25 protein-coding genes are annotated in these 26871 nt (G+C 63.8%); 3 read left to right on the top strand and 22 right to left on the bottom strand.

Annotated features, from left to right (window positions below):
• Position 1 precedes the first annotated feature (1 nt).
• Positions 2–583: a GDYXXLXY domain-containing protein gene (locus tag AAFN55_RS10075; RefSeq protein WP_347798710.1), complete on the bottom strand. Its 582-nt coding sequence runs from the start codon at positions 581–583 to the stop codon at positions 2–4.
• Positions 580–1677, bottom strand: coding sequence for a DUF2157 domain-containing protein (locus AAFN55_RS10070; protein WP_347798709.1), 1098 nt, complete (start codon positions 1675–1677; stop codon positions 580–582). Before AAFN55_RS10070 ends, AAFN55_RS10075 begins: the two co-directional genes overlap by 4 nt.
• A gap of 246 nt (positions 1678–1923) precedes the next feature.
• Between AAFN55_RS10070 and AAFN55_RS10065 the strand changes: the two genes are divergently transcribed.
• The gene (locus tag AAFN55_RS10065; RefSeq protein WP_347800233.1) at positions 1924–2064 is read left to right on the top strand and encodes a DUF1127 domain-containing protein; all 141 of its coding nucleotides are present in this window, start codon (positions 1924–1926) and stop codon (positions 2062–2064) included.
• 205 nt (positions 2065–2269) lie between these two features.
• On the top strand, positions 2270–3694 hold the full coding sequence (trmFO, locus tag AAFN55_RS10060; protein ID WP_347798708.1) for a methylenetetrahydrofolate--tRNA-(uracil(54)-C(5))-methyltransferase (FADH(2)-oxidizing) TrmFO: 1425 nt from the start codon (positions 2270–2272) through the stop codon (positions 3692–3694).
• Here the strand turns inward: trmFO and AAFN55_RS10055 are convergent, their stop codons facing one another.
• The 6 genes from AAFN55_RS10055 to yajC all read right to left on the bottom strand — a co-directional run bounded on the left by AAFN55_RS10055 (position 3695) and on the right by yajC (position 9337).
• Complete coding sequence (locus tag AAFN55_RS10055; protein WP_347798707.1) at positions 3695–4648, bottom strand: sterol desaturase family protein; 954 nt, start codon at positions 4646–4648, stop codon at positions 3695–3697. It abuts the gene before it with no gap.
• Complete coding sequence (locus tag AAFN55_RS10050) at positions 4645–5082, bottom strand: hypothetical protein (protein ID WP_347798706.1); 438 nt, start codon at positions 5080–5082, stop codon at positions 4645–4647. Before AAFN55_RS10050 ends, AAFN55_RS10055 begins: the two co-directional genes overlap by 4 nt.
• Before the next feature lie 75 nt (positions 5083–5157).
• Positions 5158–6000, bottom strand: a complete 843-nt coding sequence (locus tag AAFN55_RS10045) for a phytoene/squalene synthase family protein (RefSeq protein ID WP_347798705.1) — start codon at positions 5998–6000, stop codon at positions 5158–5160.
• Positions 6000–6389 carry an Mth938-like domain-containing protein gene (locus tag AAFN55_RS10040; protein ID WP_347798704.1) on the bottom strand — a complete coding sequence of 130 codons (390 nt, stop codon included), beginning with the start codon at positions 6387–6389 and terminating at the stop codon, positions 6000–6002. The genes AAFN55_RS10045 and AAFN55_RS10040 overlap by 1 nt, the downstream gene beginning before the upstream one ends.
• A 7-nt stretch (positions 6390–6396) precedes the next feature.
• Entirely contained in the window at positions 6397–8952 is a 2556-nt protein-coding gene (gene secDF, locus AAFN55_RS10035) for a protein translocase subunit SecDF (RefSeq protein WP_347798703.1), read from the bottom strand.
• 49 nt (positions 8953–9001) lie between these two features.
• Positions 9002–9337 carry a preprotein translocase subunit YajC gene (gene yajC / locus AAFN55_RS10030; protein ID WP_347798702.1) on the bottom strand — a complete coding sequence of 112 codons (336 nt, stop codon included), beginning with the start codon at positions 9335–9337 and terminating at the stop codon, positions 9002–9004.
• Between the two features lie 181 nt (positions 9338–9518).
• Here yajC and AAFN55_RS10025 point away from each other — a divergent pair, with 181 nt between their 5' ends.
• Positions 9519–10400, top strand: coding sequence for an ATP-binding protein (locus AAFN55_RS10025; RefSeq protein ID WP_347798701.1), 882 nt, complete (start codon positions 9519–9521; stop codon positions 10398–10400).
• Between the two features lie 92 nt (positions 10401–10492).
• On the opposite strand, the gene AAFN55_RS10020 is transcribed toward AAFN55_RS10025, so the two are convergent.
• The 14 genes from AAFN55_RS10020 to AAFN55_RS09955 all read right to left on the bottom strand — a co-directional run bounded on the left by AAFN55_RS10020 (position 10493) and on the right by AAFN55_RS09955 (position 26816).
• The gene (locus tag AAFN55_RS10020; protein ID WP_347798700.1) at positions 10493–11839 is read right to left on the bottom strand and encodes a peptidoglycan DD-metalloendopeptidase family protein; all 1347 of its coding nucleotides are present in this window, start codon (positions 11837–11839) and stop codon (positions 10493–10495) included.
• A 140-nt stretch (positions 11840–11979) separates the two neighbouring features.
• Positions 11980–12633 carry a protein-L-isoaspartate(D-aspartate) O-methyltransferase gene (locus AAFN55_RS10015; RefSeq protein WP_347798699.1) on the bottom strand — a complete coding sequence of 218 codons (654 nt, stop codon included), beginning with the start codon at positions 12631–12633 and terminating at the stop codon, positions 11980–11982.
• On the bottom strand, positions 12630–13388 hold the full coding sequence (gene surE / locus AAFN55_RS10010; RefSeq protein ID WP_347798698.1) for a 5'/3'-nucleotidase SurE: 759 nt from the start codon (positions 13386–13388) through the stop codon (positions 12630–12632). Before surE ends, AAFN55_RS10015 begins: the two co-directional genes overlap by 4 nt.
• Entirely contained in the window at positions 13388–14689 is a 1302-nt protein-coding gene (serS, locus tag AAFN55_RS10005) for a serine--tRNA ligase (RefSeq protein ID WP_347798697.1), read from the bottom strand. Before serS ends, surE begins: the two co-directional genes overlap by 1 nt.
• A 96-nt stretch (positions 14690–14785) precedes the next feature.
• Positions 14786–15652 carry a twin-arginine translocase subunit TatC gene (gene tatC, locus AAFN55_RS10000; protein ID WP_347798696.1) on the bottom strand — a complete coding sequence of 289 codons (867 nt, stop codon included), beginning with the start codon at positions 15650–15652 and terminating at the stop codon, positions 14786–14788.
• The gene (gene tatB / locus AAFN55_RS09995) at positions 15649–16266 is read right to left on the bottom strand and encodes a Sec-independent protein translocase protein TatB (RefSeq protein WP_347798695.1); all 618 of its coding nucleotides are present in this window, start codon (positions 16264–16266) and stop codon (positions 15649–15651) included. Before tatB ends, tatC begins: the two co-directional genes overlap by 4 nt.
• Before the next feature lie 45 nt (positions 16267–16311).
• Positions 16312–16530 carry a twin-arginine translocase TatA/TatE family subunit gene (locus AAFN55_RS09990; protein WP_347798694.1) on the bottom strand — a complete coding sequence of 73 codons (219 nt, stop codon included), beginning with the start codon at positions 16528–16530 and terminating at the stop codon, positions 16312–16314.
• 57 nt (positions 16531–16587) lie between these two features.
• On the bottom strand, positions 16588–17688 hold the full coding sequence (locus AAFN55_RS09985) for an ABC transporter ATP-binding protein (protein ID WP_347798693.1): 1101 nt from the start codon (positions 17686–17688) through the stop codon (positions 16588–16590).
• An 84-nt stretch (positions 17689–17772) separates the two neighbouring features.
• Complete coding sequence (gene scpB, locus AAFN55_RS09980; protein ID WP_347798692.1) at positions 17773–18495, bottom strand: SMC-Scp complex subunit ScpB; 723 nt, start codon at positions 18493–18495, stop codon at positions 17773–17775.
• On the bottom strand, positions 18495–19340 hold the full coding sequence (locus tag AAFN55_RS09975; protein WP_347798691.1) for a ScpA family protein: 846 nt from the start codon (positions 19338–19340) through the stop codon (positions 18495–18497). Before AAFN55_RS09975 ends, scpB begins: the two co-directional genes overlap by 1 nt.
• A gap of 9 nt (positions 19341–19349) precedes the next feature.
• Positions 19350–20369 carry a beta-N-acetylhexosaminidase gene (gene nagZ, locus AAFN55_RS09970; RefSeq protein ID WP_347798690.1) on the bottom strand — a complete coding sequence of 340 codons (1020 nt, stop codon included), beginning with the start codon at positions 20367–20369 and terminating at the stop codon, positions 19350–19352.
• 100 nt (positions 20370–20469) lie between these two features.
• A complete protein-coding gene (locus tag AAFN55_RS09965) occupies positions 20470–23679 on the bottom strand; it encodes an SPOR domain-containing protein (RefSeq protein ID WP_347798689.1) in 3210 nt (1069 codons plus the stop codon).
• A 102-nt stretch (positions 23680–23781) separates the two neighbouring features.
• The gene (gene argS / locus AAFN55_RS09960) at positions 23782–25539 is read right to left on the bottom strand and encodes an arginine--tRNA ligase (RefSeq protein WP_347798688.1); all 1758 of its coding nucleotides are present in this window, start codon (positions 25537–25539) and stop codon (positions 23782–23784) included.
• A gap of 62 nt (positions 25540–25601) precedes the next feature.
• Positions 25602–26816, bottom strand: a complete 1215-nt coding sequence (locus AAFN55_RS09955) for a deoxyguanosinetriphosphate triphosphohydrolase (protein WP_347798687.1) — start codon at positions 26814–26816, stop codon at positions 25602–25604.
• Positions 26817–26871 lie beyond the last annotated feature (55 nt).

Here is a 26871-nt window from a genome sequence, read left to right as displayed (position 1 = left end):
CCTAATAGAGCGGCTCCGCGTAAAGCATCGTATCGCCGTCCATGAACGCCTTGATCTGTGCGCTGCCGTCCTCTGCAACGGCCACGCGCATCCGAAACGGCCGCTCGCGCAGATCGTTTTCGATCGCCTTTCCCTCGCCCTCGGGAACATAGAAGCGTTCGATGCCATATCGGACATCGACCGAGGTGGTGCCTTCGAACCAGGTGGCGCTGGCGCTGCCCTTGATGTCGATTTCGCCCTCGGTGGCTTCAGGCTGCGGCTTCTCGCCATATCGCGCCGCGATCGGTTGCCAGACGCCTTCATCGTCGGCCTTGAGCCGCACGAAAATGACGCTCTCGTCCGCCCCCTCGTCTCCCGCAGGCTTCTCGGCGAAGAGTTCTGCCGGGATGGACGAGATGTTGTAGCCGAGGATCACATAGTCGCCGCGAAGCAGGTCACGCGGGTCGATCGGCCGGACTTCGAGCAGAACCTCCTGTCCGCCCCGCAGGATTGCTGCCCTGCCCGCGATCATCGAGACGAGAAAGCCGATCTGCACCACCGCCACGGCAAGTGCCACCACGAGAAGCCAACGACGATTGATCATGACACGCCTCCTGCCTGCGAAAACCGCCGCTCCAGACGCGTGATGATCCATGCGAGAACCGAGAGCACAAGCCCGCCGACGACGAAGAAGCCGGCCGTCCCGATCATCGAGCCGAGCATCACCACATAGACGAAGCAGAGCTGGAAGATGAAGGCGGCATAAGCCAGCCATCGCAGCATCGAGCTTTCGCGCCCCGCGACAAGCAGGGCTGCCACAATGCCGGCGAATGCGGCAATCGAGGCGATCAGGAACTCGGGCTTCTCGATCAGCGCAACCTGCATGATCCCTATGCCGAACAGGAACGCGATGAGCGCGTGTACGGGAAGGCCGGAGCCAAGCCCCGACCAGCGACGGGATTGCGCCGGCAGCGTCTGGCCGATGGCAAAAAGTGCGACGGAGGCCGCGATCAGCATCAAAGGCCCGTTGAACGTCTCGTCTCTTATATAAAGGAGGAGGACGAACAGCGAGATCGAGAGCACCACCAGATGTCTTGCCGGCGCGCTGTGTGTCCAGAACGACAGGGCGTAAAGCGCGAGCGCCATCAGAAGGTAGGAGAACGGCAGGTCGCGCATCGACCAGTGCTCCCAGGCATTCATCAGAAGCCAGGTTACCGCGAGCAGGACCGCACCGGCCGTCAAGGCGCTCGACCGCAACGCGGCGGCGGCAAGTGCCGTGCCCGCGCACCAGATCAGGATCGCCTGCTTCTCGTCGCCCGACAGATGGTACATCTGGCCGATCAGGGCGATCGACGCGCCGAATGACGCCGCGGCAACGACCCACACGGCCTCCGCATAGCCGTCATGACCGCGCATCTTCAGAAACGCACCGCCGACATAGCCGAGAACGATCAAGGCAAAGAGCAAGCCGACGCGCAGGAGGCGCGGAAAATCCTCCCAGTTGGCGGCGATGAAGATCAGGATGGCGGCGGCGAACAGAGCCGCGGCCATCATCGACAGAACCGAACCAAAGCTGATCCGCCCTGCCCCGTTCCGCTCGATATCGGACGACAATGCTCCGGCTGTGCCGGCATCGATCATGCCGGCTTCAAGCCAGCGCTCGATGTCGCGTTTCACCTTGGTCGTATAGCCCGCCATGCAGACCCTCCTGCGGCCGGACAGGTCCGGCGTTCGTGCCAGACAAGCGCCGGATTGTGCCCTGATTACGGCTACATAGCCGACTCGGACACGTTTGCGCCACATACCCTCACAGCCATTAATGTTGCATTGCACAAAACGCATTGGTGCTATGCAACATCCTCACTTCAAAAGCGTCTCGGTCGTGGCTATCTTCCACTCATCGCAAGAACAATGAAACACGACGAAACGCTTATAGGTAACGAAATGAACCTGATCCGCAACTACCGCAACTGGCGCCGCTACCGTGAAACCGTCACCGAGCTGAGCCGCCTGTCCAACCGCGAACTCAACGACCTCGGCATTGCCCGCGGCGACATCCCCTTCGTCGCCCGCAAGTCGGTCTAAGAATTCAAGAGATTTCGCCAGGGTCTACCTCCTCCCAGACCCTGACGAATACGGCCGGAGACTACCTCCTCCCAGTCGAAGGCCAACATAATGACACCCGCCGCACCTCCTCCCGCGGCGGGTGTTATTTTTTTGTGCGCTGCACACTCACGATGTTGATCTCCGATCCATTGCATTCGCGGCGCGCGCGGACTAATTCCCCTTCATGACCATCAAGCCAGTACACGTCGTCGGCGGAGGCCTCGCCGGCTCAGAAGCCTCATGGCAGCTCGCACAGGCGGGCGTGCCCGTCATTTTGCACGAGATGCGCCCTGTACGCGGCACCGACGCGCACAAGACCGACAGCCTCGCCGAGCTCGTCTGTTCCAATTCATTCCGGTCGGACGATGCCGAGACGAACGCGGTCGGCGTCCTTCACGCGGAGATGCGCCTGGCGAACTCGCTCATCATGGCATCGGGCGACGCCCATCAGGTGCCGGCCGGCGGCGCGCTCGCCGTCGACCGTGACGGTTTCGCGGAAGCGGTCACCGCAAAACTCGAGGCCCACCCGCTGATCACCATCGCGCGCGAGGAAGTCTCCGGCCTTCCGCCCGCGGATTGGGACCAGGCGATCATCGCCACGGGTCCACTCACCGCGCCTTCTCTTGCCGAGGCGATCCGGGCAGAAACCGGCGCGGATGCGCTCGCATTCTTCGACGCCATCGCGCCCATCGTTCATTTCGACACGATCGACATGAACACCTGCTGGTTCCAATCGCGTTACGACAAGGTCGGCCCGGGCGGGACCGGCAAGGACTACATAAACTGCCCGATGGACAAGGAGCAGTACGACGCATTCGTCCAGGCGCTGCTCGACGGCGGAAAGACGGAATTCAAGCAGTGGGAAGGCACGCCCTATTTCGACGGCTGCCTGCCGATCGAAGTGATGTCGGAACGCGGGCCGGAAACCCTGCGCCACGGCCCCATGAAGCCGATGGGCCTGACGAACGCGCACAACCCGTCGGTCAAGGCATATGCCGTCGTCCAGTTGCGTCAGGATAACGCGCTCGGCACGCTCTACAACATGGTCGGCTTCCAGACCAAATTGAAGCATGCCGAACAGGTTCGCATCTTCCGGACCATTCCGGGCCTCGAGAACGCGGATTTCGCGCGTCTCGGCGGGCTGCACCGCAACACCTACATCAACTCGCCGACCCTGCTGGACGGTTCGCTGCAACTGCGCTCGCGCGCAGGTCTGCGCTTCGCGGGGCAGATCACCGGTTGCGAAGGCTACGTGGAAAGCGCGGCGATCGGACTGCTGGCCGGCCGTTTCGCCGCTGCCGAGCGTCTCGGGCATGCGATCACCATGCCGCCGGTCACCACCGCATTCGGTGCGCTTCTCAATCACATCACCGGCGGCCACATCGTTTCCGACGATGAGCCCGGCAAACGGTCCTTCCAGCCGATGAACGTCAATTTCGGCCTGTTCCCGCCGCTTGAGCCAGGCACGAAGCTTCGCCCCGACGATTTCGAGGGCCGCTTCCGCGGCAAGGAAAAGTCCGTCGCAAAGAAGCGCGCAATGTCGGCTCGCGCGCTTGCAGATTGTCGCGCCTGGCTCGGGACCACGGACGCTGCGGTGGCTGCGGAATAGCTACTCGGCAGGTCCGATGACGGTCGCAACCGGCAATCCCGGCTTGCCCGCCTCGCCGGGGTTGCGGCGTACATAGTCGGCCTTGAGCATGTCCGAGGTCTCGCGCGATCCGTCGTGGCTCCAACCGGGCGGCATGAAGAGATAGCCGAGGCGCTGGCGCATCGTGAGGCCCTTTGCTGAAGCGTCCTTGAAGATGCCGACATATTCGTGAAACGCGACCTTCACGGGGTTGAAGGTGCCGATGTTCTTTACGATGCCGTAGCGCGGTCTATCCTCCTCCAGTTCCTCCACGAACGTTCCGAACATGCGGTCCCAGATGATCAACGTGCCGGCAAAATTCGCGTCGAGATAACGCGGATTGGTCGCGTGGTGGACGCGGTGATGCGACGGCGTGTTGAAGACGAGTTCGATCGGCTTCCACATCTTCCCGATCGTCTCGGTGTGGATCCAGAACTGCCAGACGAGATTGAAGCCGAACACGAAGGCGATCACCGCGGGATGGAACCCCAGCAGGACGAGCGGCGCCTGCAGCACGAACATGCCGGTGAAGAGCCCGGTCCAGGATTGCCGCAGCGCGGTCGAGAGATTGTAGTGCTGGCTGGAATGGTGATTGACGTGCTCGGCCCAAACCCAGCGGATGCGGTGCGCGAACCGGTGATACCAGTAATATCGGAGATCATCGAGCAGGAAGGCTGTGGCGAACACCCAGAGCGACAGACCGAGATCGAAGAAGTGGAACTGCCACAACCACAGCAGGGCCGTATAGGAAACCACGCCCAGCAAAATGCCGGCCGCGACATTTCCGGTGCCCATCATGAGGCTCGTCAGCGTGTCGCGCGTCTCGAACTCGCCTTTCGCGCGTCCTGTGCGAACCAGCCAAAGCTCGAGAAGGATCGCAACGACGAAGAACGGTATCGCCAGTTGCGTCACCGACGGAAACTGATAGTCGTTCATGCCACCTCCTCCCAACGGCGCGCCTTGCGCAGCGCACCGAACATCGCCTCGACGCGCAACGCCGTCTCGCGATCCTCGAACGTGAATTCGCCCCATCGCCAGGTGAAGTCGGCGAGCCGGATCGCGACGGTGCGATCGCTTGCTCGGGGCACTCCGACGAGATCGCCCTGCGCGAGAAGCCGCGTCAGGAACTTGCCGCCGATCGCCTGGACGATGCCCATTCGACCATCGCCAAGCGTCATGACGGCGGCTGTACGGTCGGCCGTCAGGTGAACCGTGCGGATTGCGATCGACGGATAGTCCTCGGCGAGGCGCGCGCGGGCATGTTCCTCGCCGTCGAGTTGCGCACGCTTGCTGCCGCCCGTCAGGTGCACGGACAGCACCACGGCCGCGATGCCGATCGCAACGATGAGGACGAGCGTCACAAGGCTCATCTGGACCCGAATTCCTCCCGGAGCATGCTCCGAGAAGACTCTAGACCAGAATTTACGCTTACGTCAAAGACAGCCTCAGCCCCAGCCTCGGGCAGCGCGGCGCAGCAGAGTCACATGACGGCGGAAGACCGACATGTCGGCGCGTGCCGAGAACGCGTCGAACCCTGGTTTTGCAATGCGGTCCAGGTAGATGCCGCTCAGTGCTGCGGGGAGATATGCCGGCCGCAGCGTCGACGGCATGCCCTTTGCGGCCTTCTCGAACTTCTGCAAATGCTCGCGTGCCAGCGCCACCATCGCCGCAACGGCGCGCTGCTCGGCGGGTTTGTCTTTCCCGTCCAGAACGATATCCCGGCTCGCGCCGACCGATGCGAGGATGTCCGCGGGGATATAGCACTGCCCCCTCGCCCGATGGACCGGCAGCAGGCGCAGTATCCCCGTAATCGCCTGTGCGCAGCCTGCATGCCCTGCAGCGCTCGAGAATGCCGGGGCGGCCTCAGGTTCCAGGATCAGCGATGCAAGCTGGATGATCGCGGATGCGGTCTCGCCGCAATACCCCTCAAGGTCGCCGCGTGTTGGCATCGGATCGTCGTAGAGGTCGAAGATGCGCGCTTCCAGATAGCGGTCGAACGCGTCCAGCGGCAGTCCGTATTCATCGATGATACCGGCAAGGGCTGTCGCGAGAGGATGTCCGCCCGCGCCCTGGCCCCCTCCCGCCAACGCGTCGCGCCACCACTGGATGCGGATTTCGCCCGGCAACGCCTCGTGGATGCGATCGCGAATGGCCGCGATCTCCGCGTTGAAGAGGTACAGGACCGAAAGCGGCTCGCGCAGGCCGACGGGTGCATAGAGCGTCGAGAGAAAGCGGTCCTGGTCGGCGGCGCGCAGGGCCCGGGACCACGCCTGCGGGTCGTCCTGCATCAGTCTACGGCGAGAAGCGCTGCCGCGACGGGACGATTCTCGGCGAGCAGGACATTGTAGGTTCGCACCGCCGCGCCGGTCGACATCGGGTCGGCGGCGATGCCGGCGTCACGCAGGCGCTGGCGCACATCCTTGGGAAGCGGGCGCAGATCGGAGCCCATGCCCACAAGCAGGATGTCGACATCGTCCGCCTCCTCGATCACCCGCAGGAAATCATCCTTGCCAAGCGTCGCCGGGTCGGCTGGCTGCCAGCCATGGATGCCGGACGGCAGGCAGAGGATCGATCCGCGATGCGACATGTCCGCGAAGCGAAAGCCGCCATTGCCATAGGCGTCGATGGGCGCGCGCCCCGGAAAATGCGCCTCGCGGATGATGATGCCCTTGTTCATGACACCGTCAGGTTCTGGCAGTCATTTCGCGTTTCGTCGCGTCGAGCCTGTCCTGCTCGCTGTCGAATATCCCCGCGCGAAGCTTGAAAAGGATCAACATCGGGCCGGCGATGAAAACCGACGAGTATGTGCCCACCAGAACTCCGATAAGGATCGCGAACATAAAGTCGGCGATGACTTCACCACCCCACATGTAGAGCGCGGAAAGCGCGAACAGCGTGGTGAGACCGGTCATGAACGTCCTCGACAGCGTCTGGCTCAAGGACAGATTGAGAAGATCGACGACATCCATCCGCTTGTATTTTCGAAGGTTTTCCCGAACGCGGTCGTAGATGACGACCGTATCGTTGATCGAATAACCAACCACCGTCAATATGGCCGCGATACTGGCGAGATTGAACTCGAGCCCAAGGATGATGTAGAGACCCATCATCATGACGACGTCGTGCAGCGTCGAGACGATCGCTCCGACACCGAACTGCCATTCGAACCGGAACCATATGTAGATCAGCATCGCGATCAGCGACGCGAGCACGCCGATCGCACCGTTTATCGCCAGTTCGGATGAGACTGTCGGACCCACCACCTCGATACGGCGGAAATCATAGTCCGCCTGCAACTCCGCCTGCACGAGCGATACGACGGATTGCTCGACGTTGTCGCCGCCATCCTGGCCTTGTACGCGGATCATGAGTTCGTTGTTCCCGAACTCCTGAACCTGAACGTCGCCCACGTTGAGCGCACTCAATCGGGCGCGAACGTCGCCCGGATCGGCCGCCCCGTCGCGCGCCTGGACCTCGACCATCGAGCCGCCACGGAAATCGATGCCGTAGTTCATCTCGTTGGTGAAGAACGCGCCGACCACGATAAGGCTTGCACCACCAGACAGGGCGAATGCCCAGTTGCGCCAGCGCATGATGTTGAGCTTCGGATCGAGCGGCAGGTAATGAACCAGTCCAGCCGGGAATTCGGTCGGACGCGACCTGCGCAGCCAGACCGAGATGAGCCAGCGCGTCAGCGTGAAGGCGGTGAAAACCGTCGTCACAATACCGATCGCAAGGGTCACGGCAAAGCCGCGGATCGGACCCGTCCCCATGTAGAAAAGGATGATGGCCGCGATGAGCGTCGTGACGTTGGCGTCGACGACGGCGGCCAGAGCACGCTGGAACCCCGAATCGAGCGACTGGATTAGCGACCTGCCTTGCGCACGTTCCTCGCGCACGCGCTCGAAGATGATGACGTTAGAATCGACCGCCATGCCGAGCGTCAGTGCGATACCGGCGATGCCTGGAAGGGTCAGCGTCGCACCGAGTGCGGTCAAGATCGCGATGATCATGATCATGTTCGCAGCCAACCCGATGCTCGCCAGAACGCCGAGTTTGCCGTACGCCAGAAGCATGAAGGCAAACACGAGAACCGCCGCGATCATGGTCGCGAAGGTGCCGGCCTCGATCGAATCAGCACCCAGGCTCGGGCCGACCGTGCGTTCCTCGACGATCGTCAGGTCGGCCGGGAGCGCACCTGCCCGCAGCAGCACCGCGAGGTCGTTCGCGCTCTGGGCGGTGAAGTTTCCCGAAATCTGGCCGCTGCCGCCGAGGATGGGCTCGCGGATCTGCGGCGCCGAGATCACCTGATCGTCGAGGATGATCGCAAAGAGGCGGCCGACATTCTGCTGCGTGGTCTGGCCGAAACGCGTCGCGCCCTGATTGTCGAAGCGGAACGAGACGACGGGTTCGCTGGTGCGCTGGTCGAAGGTCGCCTGCGCATCGATCAGGTTTTCACCCGAAACGATGACCCTGTTCTCGATGACATAGGGGACCGGAGGATCGTCGGTCGAATACATGACCGTGGCGCCTGCGGGTGGACGGCCCTGAATGGCTTCCTGCGCGGGCATGGTCTGGTCGACCATCTGGAAGGTCAGTTTGGCGGTCTGGCCGAGAATGTCCTTCAGGCGCTGGGGGTCGTCGAGGCCCGGCACCTGCACCAGAACACGGTCATTGCCCTGCTGCTGGATGATCGGCTCGGTCGTGCCGAGCTCGTTCACACGCCGGTTGATGACCTCGACCGACTGGCTGACCGCAGTGCCGAGACGATAATCGATACCCTCGTCGGTCAACGTGAACCGGAAGAGACCGGTCTCTGGCTCTGCCATAGATAGTTCCGCGACAGAGCCCGTTCCGAACAGGCCTGAGGAAACCGGCTGGGTCAGCGCATTCAGAGCCGTGCGAGCCGCAGCGATCTGGCCCTCGTCGCGGACGCGAACCTGCACCGTGCGATTTGAACTCGAAAGGCCGGTATAACCGACACGTGCATCGCGCAATGCAATGCGAACATCATCTCGCGCCGTGTCGAGCCGATCGTTGATGAGATCGTTGCGGTCGACCTGCAGCAGGATGTGCGAACCACCCTGCAGGTCGAGGCCGAGCGTCATCTGACTCTTCGGCAGCCAATTCGGCAGCGAAGCCAGCGTCGACTGGGAAAGAAGGTTGGGAGCCGCCACGATGAATGCGACAAAGACGACCAACCAGATAGCAATCGACTTCCAGCGCGAGAAATAGAGCATTGTACCTCGTCAAGTAGGGCGGGAAACAAGTGCCCCGCCCGGCAATGGATTACTTCTTGGCGTTCTGGTTGGCGACAGGCTCGCCCTTCACGCGCACGTCGGCGATGGTTGCACGCAGCGCGGTAACCTTCATGCCGCCGAGATCGACTTCGAGCTCGTTGTCGTCAATGACCTTCGTCACCTTGCCGACCAAACCGCCGCCGGTGACGACCGTGTCGCCCCTGCGGATCGCCGCAAGCATTTCGCCGCGCTTCTTCATCTGCGTGCGCTGCGGCCGGATGATCAGGAAGTACATGATAACGAAAATCAGGACGAACGGCAAAATGCTGATTAGCGTCTGATCAAGGCCGCCCGAGGCCTGCGCATAAGCCGGGGTAACAAACATCGAAATCTCCTGAGAAATGTGCGAAGGGACCGGCAAACCGGCCCCTTGGAAAACTGGCCGGAATATAGTCGGTCGCTGCGCCAATGCAACCGCGCAAGACCGCCGAAACACGGCTTTTCGCGGCTTCACGCGCATGTTAGGCGGGTTTGATCGACTGTCAGGGACCAGAAAGACTTACCGAATGACCAATTTCCAGTCAGAATCCCTCGAACAGAAGCTTGACCGCCTGATCGAGGCGGTTTCGCGTCTCGCGCCCCGCGAGCCCGCAGCAGCCGACATCAATGCTGCGGATTGTTTCGTCTGGTCTGCCGAGCTTGGCGCGCTGGAACCGGTGTCCCGCGTCAATCGCGTCGATATCGGGCTCATACGCGGCGTCGACCGCGTGCGCGACATCCTGCTCGACAACACCACGCGCTTCGCCGACGGCCTCCCGGCCAACAACACGCTTTTGTGGGGTGCGCGGGGCATGGGAAAGTCGTCGCTGGTCAAGGCGGTCCATGCGACGATCAACCGCGACAAGCCGGCGGGCGAACGCCCCCTCAAGCTGATTGAAATCCACCGCGAGGACATCGACACGCTGCCGCGCCTGATGACGATCCTCAAGGCGTCGCCATTCCGCTTTGTGCTCTTCTGCGACGACCTGTCGTTCGATCATGACGACACGTCGTACAAGTCGCTGAAGGCTGCATTGGAAGGGGGTGTCGAGGGTCGGCCCGACAATGTCATCTTCTACGCGACGTCGAATCGCCGCCATCTCCTGCCCCGTGACATGATCGAGAACGAGCGTTCGACCGCGATCAATCCGAGCGAAGCCGTCGAAGAGAAAGTCTCGCTGTCGGATCGCTTCGGCCTGTGGCTCGGCTTTCACAAATGCTCGCAGGACGAGTATCTCGACATGATCGACGGCTATGTCCGGTATCACGACTTGGCGGTCGATGCCGACGCGTTGCGCCGCGACGCGCTGGAATGGGCGACGACGCGCGGCAGCCGGTCGGGCCGCGTCGCGTTCCAGTTCGTCCAGGATCTCGCTGGCCGGATGGGTCAGGCGCTGCGCGAGGCCTGAGATACAAAACGCCCGCCAAAGGGCGGGCGAGATGGGCGATCCGGACTGGAGACACAACAGACCGCCAAACGTCTTCTTGTTGTTTGAGACGTCTATTCCAGGAAGGTGGTGGGATCGACCGGGGTCGAATCCTTGCGCACCTCGAAGTGAAGCTTCGGCGTGTCGGCGGAACCGCTCATGCCAGCCTTGGCGATATCCTCGCCGCGCCGAACCTTCTGGCCGCGCTGCACGTTGATTTCACTCGCATGGCCATAGACCGTCACCAGGCCGTTTTCGTGGCGAACGAGAACGGTGTTGCCGAACTCCTTCAGGCCGTCACCGGCATAGATCACGACGCCGTTTTCGGCCGCCTTGATCGGGGTGCCCGAGGGAACGGCGATGTCGATGCCGTCGTTGCGCCCACTGCCCGACGACCCGCCATAGCCGGAGATCACCCGACCACGGACCGGCCAGCGCATCTTGCCGATACCAGAGGCGTCCGGCGCGGAAGACGTGTCGAGCGAGGCCTGCTGGATCACCTTCTCCGCCTTCTGGGGCGGCGTATACGCATTCGGCTCCGTAGCCGGGGGCTTCGCAGCGGCCACCGCCGCGGTCGTTGTCGCATCCGGCTTCGGCTGAGCCGCGACCTGGACCGCGCCATTGCCGCCCGCAGGGATCGTCAGCGTCTGACCGATGCGGATGAGTCCGCTATCCAGCCCGTTCGCCTGACGGATGGCCGCAGCGCTGACGCCGGTCTTGCGCGCAATCCCATTGAGGGTATCGCCCGAAACCACCGTATATCCGCCGCCACCTGAAGCGTTCGCGGTCTGGGTCCCTGTCGAAGCGGCTGGCGTGCCCTGCTGTTCCTTGAGCTTGGGCTGCTGAGGCAGAACCGCCACACGTTCCACCGGCGCCTGTCCGGGTGTCGGCATATTGTTGGCCGGCAGCGTGCCAAGCGTACCGCCGGCGACGTTGGTCTGGCCGGTCGGCAAGGGCTGCGCGGATTCCACACGCGCCGCTCTGGCCTGCGGGGCCGAAGGCGCCGGGAGTTGATTCGAAGCGACCACTGGCGGCAGCGTGGACGACGTCACGCCCTGGCTCGTCACGGGTGGTGTGTAGCCGGGCTGCGGCGCGGCCGCATAAACCTGCTGCTGAGGATAGGTGTTTTGGCCCACGGCCCCGGCCATCATCGTGCCGCCGGCCTGAACGTCGCCTTGCGGCCGTGGATTGATGCCTGCGCGATTGAGGATACCGCCCCCGCGACCGCTGCTCGCGACCGAACCCGTATAGGTCCGGTCGACCTGCGCCGTATCGCCGGGATATGCCTGCTGGGCCGAGGCAACCTGCTGGCCGGGTCGAGCCGATCCTGTCAGGATCGATTCCTCGAAGCGCATCACATCGGAGCTGCAACCGGCGGCAAGACCACCGATGAGGAGGACCGCGGCGCCTCGCGCCAACATGCGCTGGTAACTGCCTGAAACTCCGTGACGCATCACACTACCCGCATTACCCGATACCAAAGACTGGCATGATTAAAGCGCGTTAATGTTACTGGTCAGTTAAGCGATGCGGCATATTTGAGAAAAGTGCGTGAGAAAATTCAGATCGCGGCGGCGACGGCGCTGGCGATCGGCTGCAAACGCACCTGCGTAACGGCCTCGCGCTCGAAACGGCTGCCGAGCTTGGTCAGCTTCTCCATCACCTGAACGCCTTCGGCCGGCCCGATCGGCGCGACCATGACGCCGCCGGACGACAATTGATCGACGAATCCGCGCGGCAGCGTCTCGTAGGCGGCCCACACGACGATACGATCGAACGGGCCTTCGGCGGGCGCGCCATGCGTTCCGTCGGCCTGCCGGACGATGACGTTGGTGATGCCCAGCGCCTCGTTGCGCTGGCGGGCCAGTTCGACGAGTGTCTTGAACCGATCGAGCGTGAGCACGCGGCCGGCAAGCCGCGCCATGACGGCGGCGGTATAGCCCGAACCGGTGCCGACCTCGAGGACACGCTGGCCCGGCTCGATCGCCAGTGCGGCAAGCACACGCATCTGAAGGTCGATGCCCTCGATAGCCTCGCCGCATTCGATCGGCACCATCCGGTCCGACCAGGCTTCCGACCGCCACTGGGCGGGCACGAAGGCACTGCGTGGGGTCGCCTCGATAGCGGCGATCAAGTCGCGGTTGTCGAGGCCGATGGAGCGCATGCGCAGCAGGAAGGCGGCGAACTTCTCGCGATCCGACGCATCCATGGTCATGCGAGCGCCTTGGCGATCTGGTCCTTCACGGCGTGCGCCGTCAGGTCCATGTGCAGCGGCGTGACCGAGATGTGGTCGGCCTTGATCGCGGCGATGTCGGTTCCGTCGCGAAGCTCTCCCGGCTCGCGGCCGAAACGCAGCCAGAAATAGGGGAATCCGCGCCCATCCTTCCGCTCGTCGAGCCACAGGCCATGCACCAGCTTGCCCTGGTTCGTGACCGAGACGCCCTTGACCTGATCGGGGCCGCAGTTCGGAAAATTGAGGTTCAGGAACACGTTCTCCGGCAGCGACACCGCAAGCAGCTTGCGCAAAAGCGCCGGCGCGTGGGTCTCCGTCGTCTCCCAGTTCACGGTGCGGCCTTCTTCGGTCACCGAATAGCCCTGGCTCAGCGCGATCGAGCGGATGCCGAGGAGCGTGCCCTCCATCGCGCCTGCGATCGTGCCCGAATAGGTCACGTCGTCGGCGACGTTCGATCCGGAGTTGACGCCAGACAGGATCAGGTCCGGCGGCTCGGGCATCAGCTTGCGCACGCCCATGATGACGCAATCGGTCGGCGTGCCGCGCACGGCATAGTGCTTGTCGCGCACCTTGCGCATGCGCAGCGGCTCGGACAGGGATAGCGAATGCGCGAAACCGGATTGGTCCGTTTCCGGCGCCACGACCCAGACCTCATCGGCGAGCTGGCGCGCGATGCGCTCCAGAACCGCCAGCCCCTCGGCGTGAATTCCGTCGTCGTTCGTCAGCAATATGCGCATCAGGCCGCCTCGATCTTGGTTATGCCTCCCATATAGGGCAGCAAAGCTTGCGGAATGCTGATCGAGCCGTCCTCGTTCTGGTAATTTTCCATGACGGCGATCAGCGCGCGGCCGACCGCGACGCCCGAGCCGTTCAGCGTGTGCAGGAAGACCGGGCCCTTGCCGCCTTCCGGGCGATAGCGCGCATTCATGCGTCGCGCCTGGAAGTCGCCGCAGACGGAGCAGGACGAAATCTCGCGATAGGCGTTCTGCCCGGGCAACCAGACCTCGATGTCGTAGGTCTTGCGCGCGCCAAAACCCATGTCGCCGCTGCACAGGACCACGGTGCGGAACGGCAGTTCCAGCCGCTTCAGCACGGCTTCCGCGCATTGCGTCATCCGCTCATGCTCCGCAACGGAGGAGTCAGCGTCGGTGATCGACACCATCTCGACCTTGTAGAACTGGTGCTGACGCAGCATGCCGCGCGTGTCGCGACCGGCAGAACCCGCTTCCGAGCGGAAGCAGGGCGTCAGCGCCGTGTAGCGCAGCGGCAGACGGTCGGTCGCGACGATCTCTTCCCGAACGAGGTTGGTGAGCGAGACCTCGGCAGTGGGGATGAGGCCCAGACGGCCCTCCCCGTGCTTCACGAAGAAGAGGTCTTCCTCGAATTTCGGCAACTGATTGGTGCCGAACAGAACCTCGTCGCGAACCAGCAGCGGCGGCTGGACTTCGGTGTATCCGTGCTCGCTCGTATGCAGGTCGAGCATAAACTGGCCGAGCGCGCGTTCGAGACGGGCGAGTTGCCCCGACAGCACAGTGAAGCGCGAGCCCGACAGCTTCGCCGCACGCTCGAAATCCATCATGCCGAGGGCTTCGCCGAGCTCGTAATGCTCTTTCGCGGAATTCTGGCGCTTCGGCTCGCCGACACGGCGAACCTCGACATTGTCGCTCTCGTCCTTGCCGACCGGAACGTCGTCGAACGGCAGATTGGGCAGGACGGCGAGCGCGTCGGCCAGCGCCTTGTCAAGCTCGCGCTCGGCAGCCTCGCCCGACTGGATGAACTCCTTGATGCCCGCGACTTCGGCCTTCAATTCCTCGGCCCGCGCGGAATCGCCGGAGCGCATCGCATTGCCGATCTCCTTGGATGCGGCGTTGCGGCGTTCCTGCTTTTCCTGCAGCGATACGAGATGGCCGCGTCGTGCCTCATCCTTCTCGATGATCCCGTCGACAGCCGATTGCGCGGACTCCGGCGACTGCCCGCGCTTGACCAGCGCTGCGGCGAGAGCCTCGGGGTTTTCGCGTATCCATCGAATGTCGAGCATGGCTGGGATCGTCCTCTTGAGCCGCAAAGGCGCAGAGGGGTTAGCCCGCAATCGGCGCGGACGCAAGCACCAAGCAAGGTGCCTGCGTGTCCCAGCCTACTCGGCCGGATTGACCTGCTGCTTGGCGGCCTCGGCGGCTTCATTCGCCTCTTCGGCGGCTTCCTTGGCTTCCTTGGCGCGTTGCTCTCGCTCGCGGGTCGCCTCGATACGCCGGGCAAGCCAGATCGATATCTCGTAGAGCAGGATCGTCGGAAGCGCCAAACCGATCTGGCTGACCGGATCGGGAGGCGTCAGGACGGCCGCAACGACGAACGCGATGACGATCGCCCATTTGCGCTTGTCGGCGAGGCCTTGCGCCGAGACGAGCCCGACCCGCGCCATCAGCGTCGTGACGACCGGCAACTGGAACACCAGCCCGAACGCCAGGATGAGCGTCATGATCAGGCCGAGATACTCGGACACGCGCGGCAGAAGCGAAATCTGGATTTCCTGATCGGGGCCGATCTGCTGCATCGACAGGAAGAACCACATCACCATCGGTGTGAAGAAGAAGTAGACCAGCGCGGCTCCCAAAAGGAACAGCACCGGCGACGCGATGAGGAACGGCAGGAAGGCGGAGCGCTCGTTCTTGTAGAGCCCCGGCGCGACGAATTTGTAGACCTGCGTCGCGATCAGCGGGAAGGCGAGTATGATGCCGCCGAACATACCCAGCTTGATCTGCGTGAAGAAGAACTCCTGCGGCGCGGTGTAGATCAGATCGACCTTGCTCGCGTCGAGCCCGGCCCATGCGGTCGCCCACTGGAAGGGCTGGACCAGCATGTTGAACAGCGGTTTTGCGAAGAAGAAGCAGATCAGGAACGCGACGAAGAAGCCGCCGAGCGCCCATATGAGTCGCGTGCGCAGCTCTATGAGATGCTCGATCAGCGGGGCGGATGACTTGTCGAGATCGTCGTCGGTGCTCACGATGCTTTTCCGCCGGTCTTGGGTTTGGCGGCCGCCTTCGGCGCAGCCTTGGGCTTTGAAACCGTCTTTGCGACCGGTGCTTTGGCGGCCGGCGCTTTCGCAGCAGCTTTGGCGGCGGCTGGCTTGGCCGCCTTCGGTGATGCCGTCTTGGCCGCAGGGGGCGTCGCGCCATTCGCCTTGGCGGCGGATGGGACCGGCGTCGACTTAGGCGCAGCCGTCTCACCCGGAATGGTAGCCGCACCCGGCTTCAACGGCTCGACCGCGATCGCCTCGGTTGAAGCGGGTGGCGTCGTCGGCGCGGGCTTGGTCGGGTTCATCGCCGTATCGAGCCCGGCCCGAACGTCCTTGGCGGCCTGCTCCATCGGAGACATCGCCTTGCGGATCTCGTTGGCAGGATTGAGCTTGCGGGCTTCGTCGGCCATCTTCTTCAGATCGTCGAGTTCCGCTTCCTTGAGCGCCTCGTCGACCTGCTTGCGGAAGTCGCCCGCCATTGCGCGCAACTTCGCAGTCGTCTTGCCGAAGGTGCGGAGCATCCCCGGCAATTCTTTAGGGCCCACGACCACGATCATAACGACCGCGATCACGAGCATCTCGGACCAACCGATATCAAACATCGCTTTTCAATCCCGACGCGGAAACCTGCGTACGCGCCAGAGGCCTTAAGAGGTGGTCTTTCCGACCTTTTCCTTCGGGGTGACGATCGTCTCGTCATCACGATGTTCGACGGTCTTGGCCTCGTCCTCGTCGGACATGCCCTTCTTGAAGCTCTTGATGCCCTTGGCCATGTCGCCCATCAGCTCCGGAATCTTGCCGCGGCCGAACAGAAGCAGCACGACGACCAGAACGATGAGCCAGTGCCAGATAGAGAAGGTACCCATAGTTCACTCTCTTTCGAATGTTTCCCCAAGCAGCCGCTTTGCGACCCTTGGAATGATTTATGCGCTTTCGCTCGTTCTTTCAAACACAAGCACATCAGATTTCCTGACCGTAAGCCAGATTTCACGCACTGATGCGGACAAAGCGCCGCACCTTATGCGTGCCCGAACAGGTCGGTCGGCGCCGGGAACGGCAAATTCGAGCAATTCCACGACGCCGAGAAAGCGCCGCGACACCACCCGAGCAGGCGTTTCTCCCTGCGTTTCCGACACATCGAAGGCCGAGAGCCGAACCGCGACCGATACCGCGGAACCGTCCGCGACGCCGGGCGAGGCAAACGTGCCGAGCGGCGTGTCCACTCTACCGTTCAACGTGCGGGCTTCGAAAATATTCAGTTCCGAAAAGAATCCCGCGCCGAAAAGACTTGTCGGGCGGTTGTAGAGCTCTTCCGCCGTGCCGAGCTGAACCAGCCGGCCGTCCTTCAGAAGCGCGATCCGATCGCCCATGCGCATTGCCTCTTCCGCATCATGCGTCACGACTATGGCGGTTGCACGGCTCTGGCGCAGGATCGCCAGCGTCTCGGCCCGCACCGAATCCTTCAGCCTGGAATCGAGGCCCGAGAACGGTTCATCCATCAACAGCACGGCCGGTCGCGGTGCGATCGCGCGCGCCAGCGCAACGCGCTGCTGCTCGCCGCCCGAGAGAATATGCGGGTAGGATTGCGCGTAATCCTCGAGGCCGACGCGCGCGAGCGAGATCATCGCCTCCTTCTTCGCGTCCGTCCCGGAAAGAGCGGTCAGGCCAAACCGCACATTGTCCAGGATGGTCAGATGCGGGAACAGCGCGAAATCCTGGAAGACGAGGCCGATCGAGCGCTTTTCGGGCGGCAGGAAGATGTCCGGGCCCGCGATTTCGCGATCATTGAGGAGAACCCTGCCCCGCGTCTGCGCTTCGATGCCGGCCGCGATACGCAAAAGCGTCGTCTTGCCCGAGCCCGATGGTCCGAGCAGGCACAACACCTCGCCGGGTTCGGCAGCAAGCGATACGTCGTGCAATGTCGGCGCGGTCGGGGAGAACTGATGGCTGATGCGATCAAAAGCCAATCGAGCGGCGAACGAAACGCCGGCGGTTACGCGCGAAGCTGCCGCCTTTCCTGCCATGGTGCCCCGATCCGCGTCTGTGTGTCGTGACGCACCCTTACCCCTTGAGAGCAAGGATGGGCAACCTTTTCAGGCGACGACACATCAATCGTCGGTGATGCGCGGCGTCAGCAATCCAAGCTCTTCCAGATCGAGATCGGTCAGCGGGTCCTCGTCGTCAGACAGAAGGTCGGGATCGGACGGCGGCTGTGGAATCGCGAAATTGGACGGCATGCGCGACGACAGCAGGCCGGCCCCCTTCAATTCGTCGATGCCCGGCAGGTCGCGGATTTCCTCGAGCCCGAAATGATCGAGGAACGCGTCCGTCGTGCCATAGGTGACCGGCCGGCCCGGCGTGCGCCGCCGTCCCCGCATCCTCACCCAGCCCGTCTCCATGAGCGTGTCGATCGTGCCCTTGGAGGTCTCGACGCCCCTGATCTCCTCGATTTCGGCGCGCGTGACCGGCTGGTGGTAGGCGATGATGGCAAGCACCTCGAGTGCGGCGCGCGACAGCTTCTTCTGCTGCACCGCGTCGCGGCTCATCAGGAACGCCAGATCGCCGGCCGTGCGGAAGGCCCAGCCGTCGCCGATCGTCACGAGATTGACGCCGCGATGCTCGTAGAGCCCGTGAAGCCGGGCCATGACGGCACGTACGTCCGTGCCGTCCGGCAGCCGTGCCGCCAACGCCTTCGCCGACACGGGTTCGGCCGATGCGAAGACGATCGCCTCTGCCATGCGAACGGCTTCGGCGAGTTCCACGCCCGCTTCGTTACCCTCGTCTTCCGCGTCGAGGGCAAAGGGGATGATGGTCGCGCCGTTTTCCTTCATCACACGGCCTCCGTCTGCGGCACTGCGGGCCCCGGCCGTCGCGCACGCATAAAGAGCGGCGCGAAGGCGCCGTCCTGCCTGACTTCGATGGCGCCTTCGCGGACCATTTCGAGGCTGGCGGCGAACGAACTCGCAATCGCGGTCGCGCGCTCTTCGGGCGTCGTCATGTAGCGGATCAGGAAACCGTCGAGTGCCGTCCAGTCACGCATGTCGCCGACAAGGCGCGTCAGGATTTCGCGCGCCTGCTTGAGCGACCACACGCCTCGCTTGGCGATCATGACGTTGGTGATCGCCTGACGCTGGCGCTGCGACGCATAGGCTGTCAGCAGATCGTAAAGCGACGCATTGTATTCATTGCGCTTGTCGATGATGACCGTTTCGGGCATGCCGCGCGCGAAGACGTCGCGGCCCAGACGGTTTCGGTTGACGAGGCGCGCCGCGGCGTCACGCATCGCCTCAAGCCGCTTCAGCCGGAATTGCAGGATCGCCGCCAGTTCCTCGCCGCTTTCGCCCTCGTCACCGGGCTGCTTGGGAATCAGAAGCTTGGACTTGAGGAACGCCAGCCACGCGGCCATCACCAGATAATCGGCGGCAAGCTCCAGGCGCAGCGTCCGGGCGTGGTCGACGAAGGTGATGTACTGTTCGACAAGGGCGAGGACCGAGATCTTCGCCAGATCGACCTTCTGATTGCGCGCCAGATGCAGCAACAGGTCGAGCGGACCCTCAAAGCCGGCGACATCGACGACAAGCGCGGGCTCCGAAACGCCGCGGCTCTCGTCATTGTCGGCCCAGAGCTTCTCGAAGGGGATCGCCTTCGCCGGTCTCTGCTCGCTGGTGTCGCCCAATCTACCGTCCTATGCCACTGCCTCGAACATGCTTGCGAATTCCGTGCGGATCGTCGCCTCGTCGGCGTCATCCCGCGCACCAAGGCCTTCCAGTGCGCGATCGGCCCTGCGAAGCGCTTCACCTTCAAGGATGGAGGTGCGGGCGGCAACCGCGCGCATCTCGTCCATGACGCCGTTGCAGTGAAGAACCACATCGCAGCCGGCTGCAAGGATTGCGTCGGTTCTCGCGCCGAAATCCCCAGAAAGCGCCTTCATCGAGACGTCGTCGCTCATCAGGAGCCCGTCGAAGCCGAGTTCGCCACGGATGATGTCCGCGACGATCGTCGGCGACGTGGTCGCCGGACGATCCGCATCGAGGGCGGTGTAGACCACGTGCGCCGTCATCGCCATCGGAGCGTCGGCCAATGCGGCGAAGGGCGGGAAGTCGTGCGCGCGCAGTTCCTCGACTGAGGCATGGACCACCGGCAGATTGTGGTGGCTGTCGGCAAAGGCGCGGCCGTGACCCGGGATATGCTTGATGACCGGCAGCACACCGCCGGCGACGAGACCGTCCATCGCCGCCCGGCCCATGGCCGATACGATGGCAGGGTTCTTGCCGTAGGCGCGGTTGCCGATCACGTCGTGCGCCCCTTCCACCGGCACATCCAGCACGGGCAGGCAGTCGGCGTTGACGCCGTACTTCAGGAGGTCGAATGCGTGCAGCCGCGACATGAGCCAAGCGGCGCGCAGACCGGCATCGCGGTCGTGGCCGTAGAGCGCGCCGAGCGCGGATGCCGGAGGATAATCAGGCGCGAGTGGTTTGCGGAAGCGCTGGACGCGGCCCCCCTCCTGATCGATGAACACCGGTGCATCCGGCCGCCCGACACAGTCGCGCATCGCGCCGACAAGATCGAGCACCTGTGCGGTATCGGCAATGTTGCGCGCAAAGAGGATGAAGCCCCAGGGCCGTTCGTCGCGGAAGAAGGCGATCTCGTCAGACGAGAGCGTCGTACCGGCCGCACCGAGGATGATGGATTTTGATTCGCTCATGGCGTGAATCATAGCGGGAACCTTGTGTTCGTGCACCTTGCCCACATGCAAGAAGCCGCCACGCATGTGCGCGGCGGCTTCGTTGTTACGTGCGATCGGATCAGCGTGAAACGAAGCAGCTTCCGCCGGCCGACTTGTAGCGCGTGCAAAGCTGGATGGCTTCGTCGCGGTTCGAGGCGGGGATGCGCACGCGGTAATAGGTGCCCCTCCCCTCGATGTCGGCGCGAACGATGTTCACGCCTCGGCCCTCGAGAACGCCACCGTAGCGGCGTGCCAGATCCTGATAGGTCGTCTGCGCGCCTTCTGCGGTCGGCTGCGAGGCGATCTGCATGGACCATTCGCTCGTGGCTGCCGCGGCAGGTGCCGCTGCGGCTGGCGCCGAAACGGGCGTCGCGGGCGGTGTCTGCGTCGCCGGCTGCTGTGCGGCAGGCGGATCGGCGCGAACCGGAGCGGCTGCGACCTGCGGCTCTGAACGCTGCGACGGGACGACGCCAACGCTGTCAGGCGTCGCGATATCGGCACCGGCGACAGCCGGAGCAGCAAGCGGCCCGGAACCAGCCGGCGCAAGCGACGGCGTTGCGATCGGCTCGGCGGACATCACATTCTCGACGGGTGCGCCGGGCGTAGCGGCAGCCGCCGGCTCTTCGCGCGGAACCATCGTGCCGTCGGGGCGCACGACCATCGTGCGAACGCGGCGTGGAGCGACCGCAACGAGATCGTTCGATGCCCCAACGCCTTCGGCCTCGGGTGTCGGAACGATGCGATCCTCTGCCTTGGCACCAGCCTGGTCGGCACCTGCTGCGGGCGCGAGCGCGCCGGCTGGCTCGTCCGCATCAAAGCCTTCGCCGTCGCTCAGGGCGGCGATATCTTCACCCCCGCCGACGATGCCGGGCGGCAAGGCCGGTTCGGACTGCGCATTGACGTCGACCGGCTCTTCGGCGGTCGTGATCAGGCTTTCCTGCTCCGGTGCGGCGGCAGTGCCGCCGCCGACACGCTGATAGACTTCGTTGTTCTGGTTCGGGACCGTCGCGCCACCTGGGTTTTCAGGGCGCACCTTCATCGGTTCGGTGTCGGCGCGCACCACGGCAGGCGAATCCGAACCGCCGCCCATGAACGACATGCCGATCGCGCCGATACCGCCGACGACGACCACACCCGCGACGATCGCCCCGATCAGGAGCCCACGGTTGCGCGGTTCCGGCTTGCGTTCCTCGACCTCGTCATAGTCTGCCATCGAGACAGCCTGCTCGAGATCGGTTTCGTAGTCGAAGCCGTCATCGAACGCGTCCCCCGCCTGCCACTGGCCTTCGCCAAGCGGATAGGCCTGAGCCGCCTGCTCGTAATCCGTCGCAGCGGGCATAGCCGGGCCGGACGACTGGGTGGCGCTCGCCGCCGATGCAGTCATCGGGGTGGCCCATTCGGCGGACGGCAAGGGCGCGGACGCAGCCGTGTCCTGATCGTCGAAGGAGACGTCGCCGAACGCCTGCGCGATCTCGCCTTCGAGGTCGTCGTACAAGCGAGGGGTCGCGTCCGACGCCCCATAGTCGAGATCCGGGATATCGAGGTCGTCCTGCATGGCGAAAGCCGCCTCGGACACGTCGACGGTCTCGACATCGGGCGCTTCCGGACCACGGCTCCTGGCTGCCGAGAAGGCGGACATGCCGACAGCGGCCGCAACCGGAGCCGCTGCAACGGCAGCCGCCTGTTCCGGGCGCCACGATGCCAGCGCATCGATACCGGCACGCGCGGATTTCTCGACATCATCGGCCGGCACTGCTCGCGCGGTGGGCGACGCATAGGACGTCGAAGGACCGGGCGTGTAGGCCGGCGCAGGAGCGTAGCTCGGGGTTTCTTCGACCGTCGTTTCGAAATCCGCCTCGTCGCCGAAAATGTCCGCGAAATCGGCTTCGTCGAGCATGGAGACCGGGGCGACGGGTGCAGCAGCCGGTGCCGAATAGCTCACTGAAGATGCCGGTGCAGGCGTATCCGCAGCGGCAGGCGCGACGTATACGGGCGTCAGTTCCGGCGTGTCGTCAGCGAGATCGAAATCATCGTCGCCGAGGTCGAAATCGTCGTCCGAAAACGCCGTTTCCGGCTCCGGCATCGCGTTCTCGACGGGAGGCGTCGGCATCTCGTGAACCGGCGAACGCGAAAAGTTCGCGCGGCCAAACGTGTTCACTGCGGGATGCCAGTTCTCCTCCGAAGGGTCGGACTGATGCGCGGCGGCGGCAATGGCAGGTGCAGCAGCGGCAACCACTGGCGCAGCGGCGACGGGAACAGACGCGGGCGGCTCATCGGACAGGAGAGCGGCCAGTTCGTCTTCGAGGCTGAGTTCGGCGGGTGCTGCCGAATACACCACAGGTTCCGGCTCGACTTCGGGTTCGGCTTCGTAGGACACGATCTCGTCCTCGCCGTCGAACCCGTCCACCGGCGCGTCGAACGCTTCAGGCTCGTCGCTCCAATCGGGGACGGCAGCGACCGACTCGGGCTGCGCGTCGAGCGCAGGCGCCATGTCTGCCGGCTCCGCGGTGGCATCGTCGCCGATCGCGTCGAGTTCGATGTCGAGATCGGCCAGATCGAATTCGTCGGCTGCTTCGGACGCAGGCTGGTCCTCGCTGCGTGTCCAGTCCGGGACTGTTGCTGTCAGCGGCGTCTGATCTCCATCGGAGGCCGTCGCTTCCTCGACATCGCCAAGGGCGGACAACTCGCGATCGAGTTCACCGCCGAAATCGTCATCCAGCGACAGGTCAGGCTCTATTGCCGAAGGCGCGTCCTGAACCGGAGCCGTTTCGAACGATACAGGCGACGCATCATAGCCACGGCCGGCATCGGCGCGATCGTCTACGCTCGCCTGCTCCATGTCGCCAATCACATCGTCAAGCGCAAGCGCGTCTTCCATCTGGAAGCCGAGTTCCGCCTCCAACGCGCCGAGCGCATCACCCTCGTCGCCGAAAGCCTGCGTGTCGTCGTCATAGTCGACGGCGCTCGCATCATAGGCGGCGAATGCCTCGTCGGCGGAGGTGTTTTCACCCGCTACGGGCGCACGCTCTTCAGGTGCCCAGGACGCGGCAGGCTGCCACGCTTCGGCCTGCGTCGCCGCAGGCTCGGCTGCGGCTGACTCCGCGTCGAAATCGGAAAAATCCAGCTCGCCCATCAACTCCTTTTCGAGGTCGATGTCGAAAGCCGAATCGTCGGAAACGGTCGCCTCGGGCTCTTTCGCCCGGGGATCGTGGCCCATGATACGCGTCAGTTCCGCGAACGGATCGTTGTCTGCGAATTCTACGCGTCGGGTGTTGTTGCTGTCTGCCATGCTTTTTCCCGCACTCATACTGGGTCGGACGCCGGCGACGTCACTTAGGGTTGGCCCTTACCAGCGCAATGTGGGTAAAAGGTGTCAGAACGTATTGAGAACCTAGCGCATTTCGGACGGGGCATCCGCTCCGATCAGCGCCAGACCGGATGCCAAAACATCCGCCACGGCCTGCACCAGACCCAGCCTGGCATGGGTGGACTCTGGATCGTTAACCTTAACAAAACGTAAGTCCGGGTTATCGGTGCCGCGATTCCAGTGCGCGTGGAAGGTCTGAGCAAGGTCATAGAGGTAGAACGCAAGGCGGTGCGGCTCCATCGACTGGGCTGCACTTTCAAGCAGGCGCGGATACTCGGCCAGCTTGCGAATGACCGAAAGCTCGCCCTCGTCGGTCAGCCGCACGGCGGCCGCCTTCATCGTCTCGCGCTCGATCCAGTTCTCTCCAAGCTGCTCCTTGGCCTGCCGGAAGACCGAGTGGCACCGCGCCGAGGCGTACTGCACGTAGAAGACCGGGTTGTCCTTCGACTGCTCGGTCACCTTGGCGAAGTCGAAGTCGAGCGGCTCGGTGCTCTTGCGATACAACATCATGAAGCGGATCGGGTCGCGGCCAACCTCGTCGACCACGTCGCGCAAGGTGACGAACTCCCCTGCCCGCTTCGACATGCGGACGGGTTCGCCATCCCGGAACAGTTTCACGAGATTGCAAAGCAGGATCGTCACCTCGACCTTCCCGCCGGAAATCGCCTTGCCGAGCGCTTCCATGCGCTTCACGTAGCCGCCGTGGTCGGCGCCGAGGATGAAAATCATCTCCTCAAAGCCGCGCGCGTACTTGTCCTTCATGTAGGCGACATCGGCGGCGAAGTAGGTGTAGGCACCGTCGGATTTGACGAGCGGCCGGTCCATGTCGTCCCCGACATCGGTCGAACGGAACAGCGTCTGCTCGCGGTCTTCCCAGTCGTCCGACTTCTCGCCCTTGGGCGGCGGCAGCTTGCCCTTGTAGACATGCCCCTTGAGTGTCAGATCGTTGATGGCGGAGCGGATCGCGGATGCGTTGTCGGCATGCAGGGTCCGTTCCGAGAAAAAGACATCATGATGGACGTTGAGCGCTGCGAGGTCCTCGCGGATCATCGCCATCATGGCGTCGATCGTGCGTTCCTTGACGAGCGCCAGCGCCTCGTCTTCAGGCATCCGGTTCAGCCTCGCGCCAAACTCGTCCGCGAGCGCCTTGCCGACGGGTACGAGATAGTCGCCCGGATACAGGCCCGCCGGAATCTCGGCGATCGGCTCGCCAAGCGCCTCGCGGTAGCGGAGCATGACCGACTTCGCCAGGACGTCGATCTGCGAGCCTGCGTCGTTGATGTAGTATTCCTTGGTCACGTCGTAGCCGGCGAACGCCATGATGTTGGCGAGCGCGTCGCCCACGACCGCCCCCCGGCAATGGCCGACATGCATCGGGCCCGTGGGGTTGGCCGACACATATTCGACGTTGACCTTCTTGCCGGCGCCCAGCGTGGAGCGGCCGTAATCCCTGGCGGCGTCGAGCATATCGCCCAGCCTTGCCTGCCAGAAACCGTCCGCCAGACGCAGATTGACGAAGCCCGGACCCGCCACTTCGACGGCGGACACATCGGCGTCGTTGCGCAGGACCACCGCCAGCCGTTCCGCCAGCGCGCGCGGGTTTTCGCCTACCGCCTTCGCAAGAACCATCGCCGCATTGGTCGCCAGATCGCCATGGCTGGCATCGCGCGGTGGCTCGACCGTGATGCGCGACAGGTCGAGCGCACCGCCCGATTGCGGAGTCAGTTCAAGGGTTTCGACTGCCTTGACGATGCGCGACGCGAACTGCGCGAAAATATTCATGGATCAAACTCGGTCGTGATGCGGAAAAAGAGGCGCTAGCGGGCCACGAAGTCGCGCTCCGCCTAGCCCAAATCGGGAGTCCGGTCAAACAGACGGCGGTGTTCCTTGATCGCGTAGGTGTCGGTCATGCCGGCGATGAAGTCGGCAACGTCGCGCGCCTTGACCCGGTCTTCGGCGCGATCCAGACCCTCGCGCCACCCCTCCGGCATGTCACGCGGATTGGCGAAGTAATGGCCGAAAAGGTCCTGCACGATCCGGTCCGCATTCGCCCTCACGGCCATGACGTTCGGATGGCGGTAGAGGTTGGCGTAGAGAAACGCCTTCAATTCCTTCTCCTGAGCCGCCATGACGGGCGAGAAGGTGACGACCGCGCGGCCTGCCGCATGAATGTCGGCTGGCGATCGCGGTGCGATCTGCGTGAGATTGGCCTGCGCCGTCGCGATCACGTCCTCTACCATTGCCGTGATCTGCCGACGCATCAGCTCGTGACCGGTGCGAACCAGATCCAGCGTCGGGTACTTTTCGCGCACCTGACGCAGGATTCCGCCGGGCAGCGCGAGCGGCTCGAGCATGTCGAGCGTCAGCAGACCGGCCCGCAGCCCGTCATCGATGTCATGCGTGTTGTAGGCGATGTCGTCGGCGATCGCGGCAGCCTGCGCCTCGACCGACGCATACCGCCCGAGTTCGAGGTCGAACAGCTCGTTGAAATTGATGATGGTCTGCGGCAGTTCGCCCTTGAGCGGCTGCCCGTCCGCATCGGTCAGCGGACCGTTGTGCTTGACCAGGCCTTCCAGCGTTTCCCATGTCAGGTTGAGGCCGTCGAACTCTGCATAGCGCCGCTCGACCCGCGTCACGATGCGCAGCGATTGGGCGTTGTGATCGAACCCGCCCCACGGCGCCATCATCGCATTCAGCGCGTCTTCGCCCGTATGGCCGAACGGCGTGTGGCCGAAATCGTGTACCAGCGCGATCGCCTCGGCCAGGTCCTCGTCCACCCGAAGCGCGCGCGCCAGCGCGCGGGCGATCTGCGCAACCTCGATCGAGTGCGTCAGCCGCGTGCGGTAGTGATCGCCCTCATGCGCGATGAAGACCTGAGTCTTGTGCTTCAGCCTGCGAAAGGCCGTGGAGTGGATGATGCGGTCGCGGTCGCGCTGGAACGGCGTGCGGGTCGGGCTTTCCGCCTCGTCATAGAAGCGCCCGCGCGACGCCGCCGGGTCGCATGCATAGGGCGCGCGCGGCCGATAGCCGAAGCCGATCCCATCAAAGCTCGTTGCCAAATCCCGCACCTAACGCCGGCCATGCCGACTTGTTGACTTGCCCCGCCCGGCTTCA

It is taken from the genome of Mesorhizobium sp. CAU 1732 (assembly GCF_039888675.1).
Taxonomy (GTDB): Bacteria; Pseudomonadota; Alphaproteobacteria; order Rhizobiales; family Rhizobiaceae; genus Aerobium.
Note: the sequence above shows the minus strand (reverse complement) of the source record. Positions and strands in the feature narration are given on the sequence as shown.